The following is a 14,940-nucleotide window of genomic DNA, read 5'->3' as shown; positions in this document are numbered from 1 at the left end:
TAAAATGCCTGCCCTTTTTGCACACGACCCCTATTTTCGTCATGTCCCGACTCAATCCCCGGCAGCAAGAAGCCGTGAGCTACGTCGGCGGCCCTCTTTTGGTGCTCGCCGGCGCAGGCTCCGGCAAAACCAGCGTGATTACCCGCAAAATCGCGCACCTGATTCAGAACTGCGGCATCCGTGCCCAGTACATCGTCGCCATGACTTTTACCAATAAAGCCGCGCGCGAGATGAAAGAGCGGGTGGGCACCTTGCTCAAGAAGGGCGAGGGCCGCGGCCTGACGGTGTGTACGTTCCATAATCTGGGGCTCAACATCATCCGCAAGGAGCATGCACGGCTGGGCTACAAGCCGGGTTTCTCGATCTTTGACGAGGCCGATGTCAAAGCGTTGATGACCGACATCATGCAAAAGGAATACTCGGGCGACGACGGGGTCGACGAGATCAAGAACATGATCGGCTCGTGGAAAAACGATCTGATCCTGCCGCCCCAGGCGCTGGAAAACGCCCGCAACCCCAAGGAGCAGACGGCGGCCATTGTCTACACCCACTACCAGCGAACGCTTAAAGCCTACAACGCAGTGGACTTTGACGACCTGATTCTGCTGCCGGTAAAGCTCTTCGAAGAGCACGCCGACATTCGGGAAAAGTGGCAGAACAAAGTCCGCTACCTGCTGGTGGACGAATACCAGGACACCAACGCCAGCCAGTATTTGCTGGTGAAGTACCTGATCGGTACGCGTAATCAGTTCACTGTGGTGGGCGACGATGACCAGTCGATCTACGCCTGGCGCGGTGCCCGCCCGGAAAACCTGATGTTGCTCAAGGACGACTATCCGTCCCTGAAAGTGGTGATGCTGGAGCAAAACTATCGCTCCACCAGCCGGATTCTGCGCTGCGCCAACGTACTGATCTCCAACAACCCCCACGCGTTCGAGAAGCAACTGTGGAGTGAGATGGGTCATGGCGACGAAGTCCGGGTCATCCGCTGCCGCAATGAAGACGCCGAAGCCGAGCGCGTGGCAGTCGAAATTCTGACCCTGCATTTGCGCACCGATCGGCCCTACAGCGATTTTGCGATCCTGTATCGCGGCAACTATCAGGCAAAACTGATCGAGCTGAAGCTGCAGCATCATCAGATCCCATACCGCTTGTCAGGCGGTAACAGCTTCTTCGGGCGTCAGGAAGTGAAAGACCTGATGGCCTACTTTCGGCTGATCGTGAACCCGGACGACGACAACGCCTTCCTGCGGGTGATCAACGTCCCACGTCGCGAAATCGGCTCGACCACCCTCGAAAAGCTGGGCAACTACGCCACCGAGCGCAAAATCTCGATGTATGCGGCCACTGACGAGATAGGTCTGGGTGAGCATCTGGATGCCCGCTTTACCGACCGTCTGGCGCGGTTCAAGCGCTTTATGGACCGTGTTCGCCAGCAATGTTCGGGAGAAGACCCGATTGCGGCGCTGCGCAGCATGATCATGGACATCGACTATGAGAACTGGCTGCGCACCAACAGCTCAAGCGACAAAGCCGCTGACTATCGTATGTCTAACGTCTGGTTCCTGGTCGAGGCGTTGAAAAACACCCTTGAGAAAGACGAAGACGGTGCCATGACTATCGAGGAAGCCATCGGCAAGCTGGTGTTGCGAGACATGCTCGAACGCCAGCAAGAAGAGGAAGACGGTGCCGAGGGCGTGCAAATGATGACGCTGCACGCCTCCAAAGGTCTGGAGTTCCCTTACGTGTTCATCATGGGCATGGAAGAAGAAATTCTGCCGCACCGCTCCAGCATAGAAGCCGACACCATTGAAGAAGAGCGCCGGCTGGCCTACGTGGGCATTACCCGTGCCCGTGAGACCCTGGCGTTTACCTTTGCGGCAAAGCGCAAGCAGTACGGCGAAATCATCGATTGTGCGCCTAGCCGCTTCCTTGATGAGTTGCCGCCGGACGACCTGGCCTGGGAAGGCAACGACGACACCCCCACCGAAGTCAAAGCGGTTCGCGGAAATACGGCATTGGCCGATATACGCGCCATGCTAAAACGCTAAAATCGACTATTTTTTACTCTACCTTCAGCGCATAAGCGCTATTTGAGGACGTTACGTTGGAAGCACTGCACAAGAAAATTCGCGAAGAAGGCATCGTGCTTTCCGATCAGGTTTTGAAGGTCGACGCCTTCTTGAACCATCAGATTGATCCGTACCTGATGAAGCAGATTGGCGATGAATTCGCGCGTTTGTTCAAGGATGCGGGCATCACCAAGATCGTCACCATCGAAGCATCGGGCATAGCCCCTGCGGTGATGACGGGCCTGAACCTGGGTGTGCCGGTGATTTTCGCGCGCAAGCACCAGTCACTGACCCTGACGGAAAACCTGCTGTCGGCCACGGTGTATTCGTTCACCAAGCAAACCGAAAGCACCGTGGCGATTTCCCCGCGTCACCTGACCAGCACTGATCGGGTACTGGTTATCGATGACTTCCTGGCCAACGGCAAAGCTTCGCAGGCGCTGATTTCGATCATCAAGCAGGCGGGCGCCACAGTTGCCGGTTTGGGTATCGTGATCGAGAAGTCGTTCCAGGGCGGTCGTGCCGAACTGGACGCGCAAGGTTATCGCGTTGAGTCGCTGGCACGGGTCAAATCCCTGGCTGACGGCAAAGTCACCTTTATCGACTGACACCGCCTCCCTGCAGGAGCGAGCTTGTCTGTAGGAGCGAGCTTGCTCGCGAGATCTTCGTTGCTGCGTTGGAACAGCTCGCGAGCAAGCTCGCTCCTACAGGTGACAGGTATCAGTTGTTGGTCTTTGCGGTTGCCTGCAACCCCGCCAGCAGCAGACGTTGATACAGCTCTTCGCGCAGCCCCTCGGGCTTTTCAAGCCCCATGCGTGCGAGGTGTTCGGGGAAGGCTTGTGCAGAAGGTGCGTCCAGCGTGGCTTTGCCCAGTTCATAGATCTGCGTGAGTTTGAATTTGCTCTTGAGCCAGTTCAGTGCCCGCAGCAGGTCTTGCTCCTGGGCACTGAAATCGCTGCCCAGCGGGTACTCCGGGAATAAGTGCGGATGGCGCGCGGCAATCGCTTGCAAGCGCTCGGGGCTGTTGTCGGCAAAGCGCGGGTCGAGGCAAAAGTCCTTGGGCAATTTGCCGACTTGCTGCGCCTGCTCGATCAGTTCGGCCTGGAAGCGCGAGTCGGTGATGCAAAGCATCGCCTCGATGACGTGGCGATCGGTCTTGCCGCGCAGGTCAGCGATGCCATATTCGGTTATCACGATGTCGCGTAAATGGCGCGGTATGGTGCAGTGGCCGTATTCCCAGACGATGTTGGAACTCACGTCGCCACCCGATTCGCGCCAGCTGCGCAGGATGATCACCGATCGTGCGTCATGCAGCGCATGGCCCTGGGCAACGAAGTTGTACTGGCCGCCGACCCCGCTGAGCACTCGTCCGTCTTCCAGCTGATCGGCGACGGCGGAGCCGAGCAAGGTGGCGGTGAAAGCGCTGTTCACAAAGCGCGCATCGCGCCGCTGCAGACGCTTCAGGTCTTCATGACCATACAGCTCGTTAATGTAGCTGATGGCCGTCATGTTGAATTCAGAGCGTTTGCTCAGCGTCAGCTCCCGCAGGCGCTGGTAAAAGCTCGCCGGGCCCAGGATAAAACCACCGTGAACGCTGATGCCATCGGTGTGCAGGCTTTCGTCGAGGGTGCCTGCATTGGCCTGCGTCTGACGCTCGACATCCGGGTACACCTTGCGCCGCACAATACCTGCGTCCGCCAACACCATCAGCCCGTGCACAAACATCTCGCTACAGCCGTACAGCCCCCGGGCGAACGGCTCGACCCCGCCTTCGCGTTCAATCAGCGAGCGCCATGGGGTTACATCGATATCGCCGAGCAAGGCCCGGTAGCCGTCGTTGTCGCTCTGGCGCGCGAGCAAGGCGGCGCTCAGCGCATCGCCCATCGAGCCAATGCCAATCTGTAGCGTGCCGCCATCACGGACCAGGGTGCTGGCGTGCAGGCCGATAAAATGGTCTTGCAGGCTCACCGGCATATTGGGGGTAGAAAACAGCGTGGTGCGCTCATCGTCGTCGATCAGCAGGTCAAAATCTTCGATGTCGAGAACAGAGTCGCCGGGCATGTAGGGCAGGTCGCTGTGCACGTGGCCCAATATCAGAACGGTTTCGCCTGCAGCCCGGCGCCTGGCGATCATGGGCAGTAAATCGAGGGTGACATCCGGGTTGCAGCTCAGACTCAGGCGACGGGCATCCTGCGGGTCGCGGGCGACCAGTTGCGCCACTAGATTCAAGCCATTGGCGTTGATATCGCGGGCGGCGTGGCTGTAGTTGCTGCTGACGTAATCCTGTTGTGCCGCCGGGCTATTGAGCAGACTGCCCGGCTGCATAAAGAACTGCTCGACGTGAATGTTGCCCGGCAAAGTGTTGCGATGCAGGTCGGCCAGGTAATCGAGCTCGATATAGTCGCCAAACACCCGTTCAACAAAGGGTTCGAGAAAGCGGCGCTGCAACCCGTCGCCCAGTGGCGGGCGGCCAAGGCTCAGTGCGGTGTAGATCGTCAGGCGCCGTTCGGGCAGCAGTTTGATCCGCTGATACAGCGCGTTGACGAAACGATTGGCCTTGCCCAGACCCAGCGGTAAACCGAGGTGAATATGCATCGGTAAACGTGCGAGCACATCATCGACTGCGCGCTCGATCGAACAGGACTGCACCATCTGACCCTCCAAGACCATCCGTGTATAGAGATGTGACAGAGAGTGACCGGTGTTGGTTGCAAAGAGCAAGGAGCGGCAAAGGGCTGGTGCTTTAAATGCCAGGCATAAAAAAGCCGCCCATCAGCGGCTTTTTTTCTGAAGATCGGCTTATTTCAAACCGGACATCTTCTCGATGGCGCCTTTCAATTCTTCGTCGGAACATGTCATGCACGTGCCTTTGGGCGGCATGGCATTGATCCCGGTGATGGCCTTGGCCAGGATGCCGTCAAGGCCGCCCTGGTGATCGGCACGTTCTTTCCAGGCTGCGGTGTCACCAATTTTCGGTGCACCCAACAAACCTGTGCCGTGGCACGCGTTGCAGTGCTTGGCGATGATGTCGTCGGGGCTCTGGGCTGCGCCACCACCAGTGGAAGCAACGACATCCATCCCTTTGCATTCTTCGCCCTGAACACAGACTTTGCCTACAGGCTCAAGACGTTTTGCGATGTCATCGTTGGTCGACGCTTGAGCGTTGACTGCCCAAAGGGCCAATACAGTTGCTGGTACGGCCAGCATTTTCATAATTAGGTTCACGCGTACACCCTCAATGGTGGCTATTCACGCCCACAACCACGGTTTCGCGGGCGGCAAAAGTATAACGGTTAGCCCGCCACTCTGAAACAACCCTAAAGTCAAAGGGGGATTAGAGGTGGCGAAATGCTGCTTCGGATGCCTCTGCCCGTAAGCAGGGCGCCTCTTTTCTTAGAAATTCGCCGGGGTGGCTGCGCTGATTAGTCGCGCTGCAACGTCGAACGGATTACGGAAACGGTGCGGCTTGGAGCTTTCGAAATAGTAGCTGTCCCCTGCTTCAAGCACGAAGGTCTCAAGACCTACGGTCAATTCCAGGCGCCCTTCAACCAGGATTCCGGTTTCTTCGCCTTCATGGGTCAGCATTTCGTCCCCGGTATCGGCGCCCGGTGGATAGATTTCGTTAAGGAAGGCGATGGCCCGGCTCGGATGCGCCTTGCCCACCAGTTTCATGGTCACGGCACCATCTGAGATGTCGATCAGTTCATTGGCTTTGTAGACAATTTGCGTCGGATTTTCCTGAAGAATCTCTTCGGAAAAGAATTCGACCATGGACATTGGAATGCCACTCAGCACTTTTCTCAGGGAGCTTATTGAAGGGCTCACGCTGTTTTTTTCGATCATCGAAATAGTGCTGTTAGTGACGCCCGCACGCTTGGCGAGTTCACGCTGTGACAGGCCTTTAAGTTTGCGGATGGATTGCAGTCGTTCACCGACGTCCAATGCGGGAGCCTCCTAGGGGTCAGGTTCAGGTCGAGAAGCCGCCATCATGGCGATAGCGTTCAGTATTTACAACACTTCGGCTTCAAACCTTTACGCCCAATTGTCCCCGCATATTGGGTACAACCCATCAGCTCCCGGAATAGAGGCGTGGTACTCGTTTCAGGTTGCAAAAAATCTGGTAAGGAATGGTCTCGGCTTTGGCCGCCACCTCGCTGGCCAGAATGTTTTTGCCCCACAACTCGACGGGCGAACCGAGGCCGGCTTGCGGCACATCGGTGAGGTCAATGCACAGCATGTCCATCGACACTCGCCCCAGTAACCGGGTGCGTACGCCGGCCACCAGGACCGGGGTGCCGGTGGGTGCCTGACGCGGGTAGCCATCGGCATAACCCATGGCCACCACGCCGATGCGCATCGGTCTGGTTGTGATGAACCTGGCGCCGTAGCCCACAGGTTCGCCTGCCGGCAACTCGCGTACGCAAATGACCTTGGACTCCAGGGTCATCACCGGCTGCAGGCGTGAGGCGTGGGGGTGGGCTTCTTCAAACGGGGTTGCCCCGTACAGCATGAGCCCCGGGCGTACCCAGTCGCTTGGGGTTGTCGGCCAGCCAAGGATCGACGGCGAGTTGCGCAGGCTGACCTCGGCAGACAAGTCCGCGCGGGCAGACTGGAACACGGCCAACTGCTCTTCACTGCGGATGCAGTCCAGTTCATCGGCGCGGGCGAAGTGGCTCATCAGCACGATTTTCGCCACTTTGCCGCTGGCTTGAAGGCGCTGGTAGGCCACTTTGTAATCACTTGGGTGCAGACCGACGCGGTGCATGCCGCTGTCGAGTTTTAACCACACCTGAATCGGTTTGGCGAATGCGGCCTGCTCGATCGCGTCGAGTTGCCACAGCGAATGCACCACACACCAGAAGTCGTTCTCGACGATCAGCGGCAGTTCATCGGCTTCAAAAAAACCTTCAAGCAGCAGGACCGGGGCGCGAATACCGGCGGCCCGCAGTTCCAGTGCTTCTTCGATGCAGGCAACTGCAAAGCCATCGGCTTCAGCCTCCAGGGCCCGGGCGCAACGAACGGCACCGTGGCCGTAGGCATCGGCCTTGATCACGGCGAGGGCTTTGGCCCCCGTTACTTCACGGGCCAGTTGGTAGTTATGACGCAGGGCTTGAAGGTCGATCAGGGCACGGGCTGGACGCATGGCGGCGGGCTTCTAACGGCTGTTGAATAAAAAACCGGCGCCAACCTGTGGCTTGACCACACGCGGCACCGGAAGAGGGACTTTTATGACATCAAGGGTGTTATGGCAGGGCCGCGATAACGGACAGTTCCACCAGAATTTCCGGTTCGCACAGCTTGGCTTCGACCGTTGCGCGTGCAGGCTGTACGCCTTTAGGCAGCCACTGGTCCCAAACACTGTTCATGCCGGCAAAGTCGGCGTCGATGTCTTTGAGATAGATGGTGACCGACAGGATGTGGCTTTTGTCGGTGCCGGCCAGGTCCAGCAGGTGCTCGATATTCTTCAGGGTTTCGCGAGTTTGCTGCTCGACCCCGGCGTTCATGTCATTGCCGACTTGCCCGGACAGGTAAACAGTACCGTTGTGAGCCACGATCTGGCTCATGCGTTCATTGGTGAGCTGGCGCTGGATTGCCATGTTTAGCAGTCTCCTGGTGGTTTCCGTAACGGGAAATATCAAGGCCTTCGGCGCTGATCTGTGGGGTCTTTTTGGCCATCACGTCAGCGAGGAAGCGACCGGAGCCGCAGGCCATGGTCCAGCCGAGTGTGCCATGACCGGTATTCAGGAACAGGTTTTTAAATGGCGTTGCGCCCACGATCGGCGTGCCATCCGGTGTGGTCGGGCGCAGGCCGGTCCAGAAACTTGCCTGGCTCAAATCGCCGCCACGAGGATAAAGATCATTGACGATCATCTCCAGGGTTTCGCGTCGACGAGGATTGAGCGACAGGTCAAAACCGGCAATCTCGGCCATGCCGCCGACGCGGATACGGTTGTCGAAACGGGTGATGGCAACCTTGTAGGTCTCATCCAGAATGGTCGAGGTTGGCGCCATGGCCGGATCGGTGATCGGGATGGTCAGCGAGTAGCCTTTGAGCGGGTAAACCGGAGCCTTGATGCCCAGCGGTTTAAGCATTTGTGGTGAGTAGCTGCCCAGGGCCAGTACGTAGCGGTCAGCGGTTTCGAGCTTGCCGTCGATCATCACGCCATTGATGCGATCGCCCGCGTAGTCCAGGTGCTGTATATCCTGGCCGAAGCGGAACTCAACACCCAGGTTTTTGGCCATTTCTGCCAGGCGGGTGGTGAACATCTGACAGTCACCAGTCTGGTCATTCGGCAGGCGCAGGGCGCCGGCCAGAATGTCAGTGACGCCGGCCAGTGCCGGCTCAACCCGGGCGATACCCGCGCGGTCGAGCAGCTCGTAAGGCACACCGGACTCCTTGAGTACGGCGATATCTTTGGCTGCGCCGTCCAGTTGAGCCTGGGTACGGAACAATTGAGTGGTACCGAGGTTGCGGGCCTCGTAGGCAATACCGGTTTCGGCGCGCAGTTCATCGAGGCAGTCGCGGCTGTACTCGGACAGGCGCACCATGCGCTCCTTGTTCACCGCGTAGCGGCTGGCGGTGCAGTTGCGCAGCATCTGCGCCATCCACAGGTACTGGTCGATATTGGTGGTGGCCTTGATCGCCAGGGGCGCGTGGCGCTCCAGCAACCATTTGATCGCCTTGAGCGGAACGCCCGGCGCGGCCCATGGCGAGGCATAGCCCGGGGAGACCTGGCCGGCGTTGGCAAAGCTGGTTTCCATCGCAACGGCTGGCTGACGGTCTACGACAACTACATCGAAACCGGCTCGGGCCAGATAATAGGCGCTGGCAGTACCAATAACGCCGCCACCCAATACCATAACTCGCATATTTATTTCCCTCATCGCGGCCAGCCGCAGACGTTTATTGTTCAAAGCGAAGATGAGCGCAGTATAAGAAGCATTTGCCAGTGGATTTCACTGTATAAAAAGCTATATTTGGCGACAATTCTCGGTCAAAACGCTTTTTACAAAGGAGAATCTCCTATGCGTACAAATCATCAGACAAAGCGTGAACTGGACAAGATCGATCGCAACATTTTGCGCATCCTGCAGGCCGATGGCCGGATCTCGTTTACCGAGCTTGGAGAGAAGGTAGGGCTGTCGACCACGCCCTGTACCGAGCGGGTACGCAGGCTGGAACGCGAAGGGATCATCATGGGCTACAACGCCCGGCTCAACCCGCAGCATTTGCAGGGCAGTTTGCTGGTGTTTGTCGAAATCAGCCTCGACTACAAGTCAGGGGATACTTTTGAAGAATTCCGCCGTGCAGTGCTGAAGCTGCCCCATGTACTGGAGTGCCATCTGGTCTCGGGGGACTTCGACTATCTGGTCAAGGCGCGGATCAGCGAGATGGCCTCTTACCGCAAACTGCTGGGCGATATCTTGCTCAAACTGCCCCACGTACGTGAGTCCAAGAGCTATATCGTGATGGAGGAAGTGAAAGAGAGCCTGAATTTGCCGATCCCGGATTGACCCCGTGACCTGTAGGAGCGAGCTTTTAACCGCTCGCGAGCAAGCTCGTTCCTACAGAGGCCGGGAGGTTCTAGACCAGCACCTGGCGCGTACTGGCGATGTATTCATGTACCAGCTTCTCGGCCGAGGGATGGATCATTTCCACAGGGCGGCGGCCATTGGGGCACGGCAAGGTCGGGGTAGTGCCGAACAGACGGCAGATCAGCGGGCGCTCTTCATACACGGTGCAGCCATTGGGGCCCAGGTGTACGCAGTTCAGCTCGTCCATGGCCGCCTCTTGCTCGGCCGAGGTCTTGCGCGGCAGGCGGGCCATTTCTTCAGATGAGGTGGTCACAGGCCCGCAGCAGTCATGGCAGCCCGGAACGCATTCGAACGAGGGGATTTGCTGCCTGAGAAAGCGAATTTTGTGACTGTTGCAGCTCATCTAAGGCTTACCGGATTTGAAAAGGCCACTGAGTCTGCCCGAAAAGCCTCAGTCTAGACAGGGCCGTCGGGCTGTTCTTGCCCCGCGGGAATGGCCGGGCTTATGCTCCGTCAAATTTTTCTAACATGAATAATCAGGATTAAGCACATGAGCGCCCCGGATCAGCGCAGCCAGCACACCGCTTCTTATTACGCCGCCAGCAGTCTGCCGCAGCCCGATCATCCGGTGCTGCAAGGTGAGCATGTGGCTGATGTGTGCGTGGTGGGCGGCGGCTTTTCCGGCCTGAACACAGCGCTGGAGCTGGCCGAGCGTGGCATGAGCGTGATTGTGCTCGAAGCGCACAAGATCGGCTGGGGCGCCAGCGGGCGCAATGGCGGGCAACTGATTCGCGGCGTCGGCCACGGGCTTGAGCAGTTTGAAGGGATCATCGGCAAAGACGGTGTGCGGCAAATGAAGTTGATGGGCCTTGAGGCGGTAGAAATCGTCCGCCAGCGGGTCGAGCGCTACAACATTGCCTGCGACCTGACCTGGGGTTATTGCGACCTGGCCAACAAGCCTCGCGACCTGGAAGGTTTTGCCGAAGAAGCCGAAGAATTGCGCGGCTTGGGATATCGCCACGAAACCCGTTTGCTGCAAGCCAATGAAGTGCGCAGTGTGGTCGGCTCGGACCGATATGTCGGTGGCCTGGTCGACATGGGCTCGGGTCATTTGCACCCGCTTAACCTGGCGCTGGGTGAAGCCGCTGCCGCGGCGCAATTGGGCGTGAAACTGTTCGAAAACAGCGCGGTAACCCGGATCGATTACGGCCCTGAAGTGCGGGTGCATACGGCTCAGGGATCGGTGCGGGCCAAGAGTCTGGTGCTGGGCTGTAATGCCTATCTCAAGGATCTCAACCCGCAACTTAGTGGCAAAGTCCTGCCTGCGGGCAGTTACATCATTGCGACCGAGCCCTTGAGTGAAGCCCAGGCCCACGCTTTGCTGCCGCAAAACATGGCGGTATGCGATCAGCGTGTGGCGCTGGATTACTACCGGCTTTCGGCGGACCGGCGTTTGCTGTTTGGTGGGGCCTGCCATTACTCAGGCCGCGACCCGCAGGACATTGGCGCTTACATGCGGCCGAAGATGCTCGACGTGTTCCCGCATCTGGCCAGTGTAAAAATCGATTACCAATGGGGCGGGATGATTGGCATAGGCGCCAACCGCTTGCCGCAGATCGGTCGTCTGCCGGACCAGCCCAACGTGTATTTCGCCCAGGCGTATTCGGGTCATGGGGTGAATGCCACACACCTGGCCGGCAAGCTGCTGGCCGAGGCCATTAGCGGCCAGCAAAGCCACGGTTTTGACCTGTTCGCCAAAGTCCCGCACATCACCTTTCCGGGCGGCAAGTACCTGCGTTCGCCGTTGCTGGCGCTGGGCATGTTGTGGCATCGGCTCAAAGAGCTGGGTTAACCCATCTCCCTGCAGGAGCAAGCTCGCTCCTGCAGGTTCGGTCAAGAGCGCCAGAACGGTTTACAGCCTTCGCGCCGGGCCAGCTCCGGGTTCAAACCCACGTCCAGTAACTGCTGTGCATCCAGCCTGAGCAATGCCCGGCGGGTACGTGAACGGTGAAAGAACAGGCCCCAGCGGCTTAATCCGGCAGGTGAGCTGACGACCTGGAAAGATTCGTGCTCTGCCTGTAATTGCGGGCCGTGTAACGTCAGACGCACATCGCTCAAACCATTCATCAGGCAGCTCCTTTTGACTCAATTGCTATGAGTCAGCATGATGGCCTTGCGCTTAAAACCATGACAGATTCAGCAAACTGTTTTTATATGCATACAGATTCGCCTTTTTAGACGCTGAATCCCCGGTTTATGCCCCATCTGTACTGGTCACTCTTTCGAGAATCCTGCCATGACCCTTTATGTCAATCTTGCCGAGCTGCTCGGTACGCGCATCGAACAGGGCTTTTATCGCCCCGGTGACCGCTTGCCTTCGGTGCGGGCATTAAGCGCCGAACACGGTGTGAGCCTGAGCACGGTGCAGCAGGCGTACAGGTTGCTGGAGGATAACGGCCTGGCGTCGCCCCGGCCCAAGTCCGGGTACTTTGTGCCCATGGAGCGCGAATTGCCGGCCTTGCCGGGCATGGGCAAACCCGCCCAGCGGCCTGTGGAAATTTCCCAGTGGGAGCAGGTGCTGGAACTGGTGCGTTCGGTGCCGCAAAAGGATGTGATACAGCTGGGGCGCGGGATGCCGGACGTTACGACGCCGACCATCAAGCCGCTGTTGCGCAGCCTGGCGCAAATCAGCCGCCGCCTGGACTTGCCCGGCCTGTATTACGACAACGTTTACGGCGTGCTGGCCCTGCGCGAGCAACTGGCGCGCCTGCTGCTCGATTCGGGCTGTCAGTTGAGCCCCGACGAGCTGGTGATTACCACCGGCTGCCATGAAGCCCTGTCGTGCAGCATTCGGGCAGTGTGCGAGCCGGGCGACATTGTGGCGGTCGACTCACCGAGTTTTCACGGCGCGATGCAAACCCTCAAGGGGCTGGGCATGAAGGCGCTGGAGATCCCCACCGACCCGCTGACCGGCATCAGTCTGGATGCGCTGGAGCTGGCGCTGGAGCAGTGGCCGATCAAGGCCATACAGCTCACCCCCAGTTGCAACAATCCGCTGGGCTACATCATGCCCGAGGCGCGAAAACGGGCATTGGTGACACTGGCACAGCGCTTTGATGTGGCCATTATCGAAGACGATGTCTATGGCGAGCTGGCCTACACCTACCCTCGCCCGCGCACGATCAAGTCGTTTGACGATGATGGTCGGGTTTTGTTGTGCAGCTCGTTTTCCAAGACGCTGGCACCCGGCCTGCGGGTCGGCTGGGTCGCGCCGGGGCGATATCTGGAGCGGGTGCTGCACATGAAGTACATCTCCACCGGCTCCACCGCGCCGCAGCCGCAGCTGGCCGTTGCCGACTTTTTGAAAAACGGCCATTTCGAGCCGCATCTGCGCAAAATGCGCATGCAATATCAGCGCAACCGCGATTTGATGCTGGGTTGGATCAGCCGCTACTTTCCGCCCGGCACCCGCGCCAGCCGGCCTCAGGGCAGCTTTATGCTGTGGCTTGAACTGCCGGAGGGGTTTGATAGCTTGCGTCTCAATCGCGCGTTGCTTGAGCAGGGGGTGCAGATCGCGGTGGGCAGTATTTTTTCGGCTTCGGGCAAATACCGTAATTGCTTGCGCATGAACTACGCTGCCAAGCCAACGCTGCAGGTTGAAGAGGCCGTGCGCAAGGTCGGTGAAGCGGCCAGCAAATTGTTGGCCAGTGCAGCCGCTCACGCGGTCAGTTGAACGGGGCGCCCCACGTTGAAATCACTCTGCATGTTGTTTTTCGCGCTGTTGCTGGGAGGCTGTAGCACTTTGGACGCACCTCGAGAGCCGAGTCAGGCTACACCAGCCATTGATTCATCCTTTGGCCGTTCGATCATGGCTCAGGCCGCGCCCTACCAGGGGCGCTCGGGGTTTCGTTTATTGCCCAACAGCGGCGAAGCGTTCCGGGCCCGGGCAGAGCTGATCCGCAATGCGCAAAGCAGCCTGGACCTGCAGTACTACATCGTTCACGACGGGCTGAGCACGCGGATGCTGGTCGATGAATTGCTCAAGGCTGCCGATCGCGGGGTGCGGGTAAGAATCCTGCTCGACGACACGGCCAGCGATGGCCTGGACGATATTCTGGCCACCCTGGCAGCCCATCCCAATATTCAGATCCGCTTGTTCAACCCGCTGCAATTGGGGCGGGGTACGGGTGTGACCCGGGCGGTGGGACGGCTATTCAATCTTTCGCGCCAGCACCGGCGCATGCACAACAAACTGTGGGTGGCTGATAACAGCGTGGCAATTGTCGGCGGGCGTAATTTGGGCGATGAGTATTTCGATGCCCAGCCGGACCTGAATTTCACTGACATCGACCTGCTCTGCGTGGGACCGGTGGCGCAGCAGCTGGGATACAGCTTCGATCAATACTGGAACAGCGCCCTGAGCCAGCCCATTGGTGATTTTGTCTCTGCGCGCCTGTCCAGGGGGGAGCTGGCCAGGGCGCGTCAAACGCTCGAGGCGTCTCTCAAACTGGCGCAACAACGTAATAACACGCTGTACCAGCAACTGGCGTCGTATGAAACCAGCCCGCAGCTGGATACCTGGCGTAAAGAGCTGATCTGGGCCTGGGGTCAGGCATTGTGGGATGCCCCGAGCAAGGTGCTGGCCAAGGACGAGCCGGATTCGCATTTGCTGTTGACCACCCAACTGGCGCCGGAGCTGGCTGGCGTGAACAAAGAGCTGATCCTGGTCTCGGCCTACTTTGTGCCGGGTGAAACCGGGTTGGTGTACCTCACGGGCCGCGCGGATGCCGGGGTCGATGTACGTTTATTGACCAACTCCCTGGAGGCCACGGACGTGCCGGCGGTGCACGGCGGCTATGCCCCGTATCGCAAGGCGTTGCTGGAGCACGGGGTCAAGCTCTTTGAGCTGCGCCGCCAGCCCGGCAGTAACCCGGGCAGCGGTCCGCACCTGTTTAAACACGGGATGAGCAGCGATTCGAGCCTGCACAGCAAGGCGATGATTTTTGACGGGCAAAAGTCGTTTATCGGCTCGTTCAATTTTGACCCGCGTTCCGGCTTGTGGAACACCGAGGTCGGGGTGCTGGTGGACAGCCCGCAGCTGGCGGCCGAGGCTCGCAGGCTGGCGTTGCAAGGCATGTCCCCGGCACTGAGTTACGAGCCGAAACTGGACCAGGGCAAGATCGTCTGGGTGACCGAGGACAATGGCCGTTTGCATGCTCTGAGCCACGAGCCGGGCAATTGGTGGCGCCGGCTTAATGCATGGTTCAGCAAGAGTGTGGGGCTGGAGAAGATGTTGTAACCACCCTGCCCCTTTGCTCTGTAGGAGCGAGCT

The 14,940-nt window shown here is 58.8% G+C and carries 14 protein-coding genes; 6 read left to right on the top strand and 8 right to left on the bottom strand.

Going from position 1 to position 14,940, the window contains the following annotated elements; all coding sequences use genetic code 11:
* Nucleotides 1-41 precede the first annotated feature (41 nt).
* Together rep and ACP7BO_RS19640 are read left to right on the top strand one after the other, a co-directional pair.
* Nucleotides 42-2,051 carry a DNA helicase Rep gene (rep, locus tag ACP7BO_RS19645; protein WP_060696406.1) on the top strand — a complete coding sequence of 670 codons (2,010 nt, stop codon included), beginning with the start codon at nucleotides 42-44 and terminating at the stop codon, nucleotides 2,049-2,051.
* A 56-nt stretch (nucleotides 2,052-2,107) separates the two neighbouring features.
* The gene (locus ACP7BO_RS19640) at nucleotides 2,108-2,680 is read left to right on the top strand and encodes a xanthine phosphoribosyltransferase (RefSeq protein ID WP_003437854.1); all 573 of its coding nucleotides are present in this window, start codon (nucleotides 2,108-2,110) and stop codon (nucleotides 2,678-2,680) included.
* Nucleotides 2,681-2,792: 112 nt separating this feature from the next.
* Here the strand turns inward: ACP7BO_RS19640 and ACP7BO_RS19635 are convergent, their stop codons facing one another.
* The 6 genes from ACP7BO_RS19635 to dadA all read right to left on the bottom strand — a co-directional run bounded on the left by ACP7BO_RS19635 (nucleotide 2,793) and on the right by dadA (nucleotide 8,942).
* Nucleotides 2,793-4,724 (bottom strand): acetyl-CoA hydrolase/transferase C-terminal domain-containing protein, encoded by a 1,932-nt coding sequence (locus ACP7BO_RS19635; protein WP_426212217.1) that lies wholly within the window; start codon nucleotides 4,722-4,724, stop codon nucleotides 2,793-2,795.
* A gap of 147 nt (nucleotides 4,725-4,871) precedes the next feature.
* Entirely contained in the window at nucleotides 4,872-5,285 is a 414-nt protein-coding gene (locus tag ACP7BO_RS19630) for a c-type cytochrome (RefSeq protein WP_397457343.1), read from the bottom strand.
* A 180-nt stretch (nucleotides 5,286-5,465) separates the two neighbouring features.
* A complete protein-coding gene (locus tag ACP7BO_RS19625) occupies nucleotides 5,466-6,014 on the bottom strand; it encodes a cupin domain-containing protein (RefSeq protein ID WP_016782677.1) in 549 nt (182 codons plus the stop codon).
* A 127-nt stretch (nucleotides 6,015-6,141) separates the two neighbouring features.
* A complete protein-coding gene (alr, locus tag ACP7BO_RS19620; protein ID WP_426212215.1) occupies nucleotides 6,142-7,215 on the bottom strand; it encodes an alanine racemase in 1,074 nt (357 codons plus the stop codon).
* 100 nt (nucleotides 7,216-7,315) lie between these two features.
* Nucleotides 7,316-7,669, bottom strand: coding sequence for a RidA family protein (locus ACP7BO_RS19615; protein WP_397455364.1), 354 nt, complete (start codon nucleotides 7,667-7,669; stop codon nucleotides 7,316-7,318).
* Nucleotides 7,641-8,942, bottom strand: coding sequence for a D-amino acid dehydrogenase (gene dadA, locus ACP7BO_RS19610; RefSeq protein WP_060696412.1), 1,302 nt, complete (start codon nucleotides 8,940-8,942; stop codon nucleotides 7,641-7,643). The genes ACP7BO_RS19615 and dadA overlap by 29 nt, the downstream gene beginning before the upstream one ends.
* A 156-nt stretch (nucleotides 8,943-9,098) precedes the next feature.
* On the opposite strand from dadA, the gene ACP7BO_RS19605 reads away from it, so the two are divergent.
* Nucleotides 9,099-9,587, top strand: a complete 489-nt coding sequence (locus tag ACP7BO_RS19605) for an Lrp/AsnC ligand binding domain-containing protein (protein WP_003437842.1) — start codon at nucleotides 9,099-9,101, stop codon at nucleotides 9,585-9,587.
* A 70-nt stretch (nucleotides 9,588-9,657) separates the two neighbouring features.
* Here ACP7BO_RS19605 and ACP7BO_RS19600 read toward each other — a convergent pair whose 3' ends face one another.
* Nucleotides 9,658-10,011, bottom strand: coding sequence for a YkgJ family cysteine cluster protein (locus tag ACP7BO_RS19600; RefSeq protein WP_426212211.1), 354 nt, complete (start codon nucleotides 10,009-10,011; stop codon nucleotides 9,658-9,660).
* 147 nt (nucleotides 10,012-10,158) lie between these two features.
* Here ACP7BO_RS19600 and ACP7BO_RS19595 point away from each other — a divergent pair, with 147 nt between their 5' ends.
* Entirely contained in the window at nucleotides 10,159-11,460 is a 1,302-nt protein-coding gene (locus ACP7BO_RS19595; protein ID WP_426212209.1) for an NAD(P)/FAD-dependent oxidoreductase, read from the top strand.
* A gap of 41 nt (nucleotides 11,461-11,501) precedes the next feature.
* Here the strand turns inward: ACP7BO_RS19595 and ACP7BO_RS19590 are convergent, their stop codons facing one another.
* Nucleotides 11,502-11,735, bottom strand: a complete 234-nt coding sequence (locus ACP7BO_RS19590; protein ID WP_397455367.1) for a DUF1127 domain-containing protein — start codon at nucleotides 11,733-11,735, stop codon at nucleotides 11,502-11,504.
* Between the two features lie 169 nt (nucleotides 11,736-11,904).
* Here ACP7BO_RS19590 and ACP7BO_RS19585 point away from each other — a divergent pair, with 169 nt between their 5' ends.
* The gene (locus tag ACP7BO_RS19585; RefSeq protein ID WP_426212206.1) at nucleotides 11,905-13,341 is read left to right on the top strand and encodes a PLP-dependent aminotransferase family protein; all 1,437 of its coding nucleotides are present in this window, start codon (nucleotides 11,905-11,907) and stop codon (nucleotides 13,339-13,341) included.
* A gap of 30 nt (nucleotides 13,342-13,371) precedes the next feature.
* Nucleotides 13,372-14,907, top strand: a complete 1,536-nt coding sequence (locus tag ACP7BO_RS19580) for a phospholipase D-like domain-containing protein (protein ID WP_426212204.1) — start codon at nucleotides 13,372-13,374, stop codon at nucleotides 14,905-14,907.
* Nucleotides 14,908-14,940: the final 33 nt, after the last annotated feature.

The sequence above is a fragment of the Pseudomonas sp. TWR2-1-1 genome (assembly GCF_049897045.1).
Taxonomy (GTDB): Bacteria; Pseudomonadota; Gammaproteobacteria; order Pseudomonadales; family Pseudomonadaceae; genus Aquipseudomonas; species Aquipseudomonas versuta.
The sequence above is the reverse complement of the archived record's forward strand: the minus strand, read 5'-3'. Positions and strand labels throughout refer to the sequence as shown.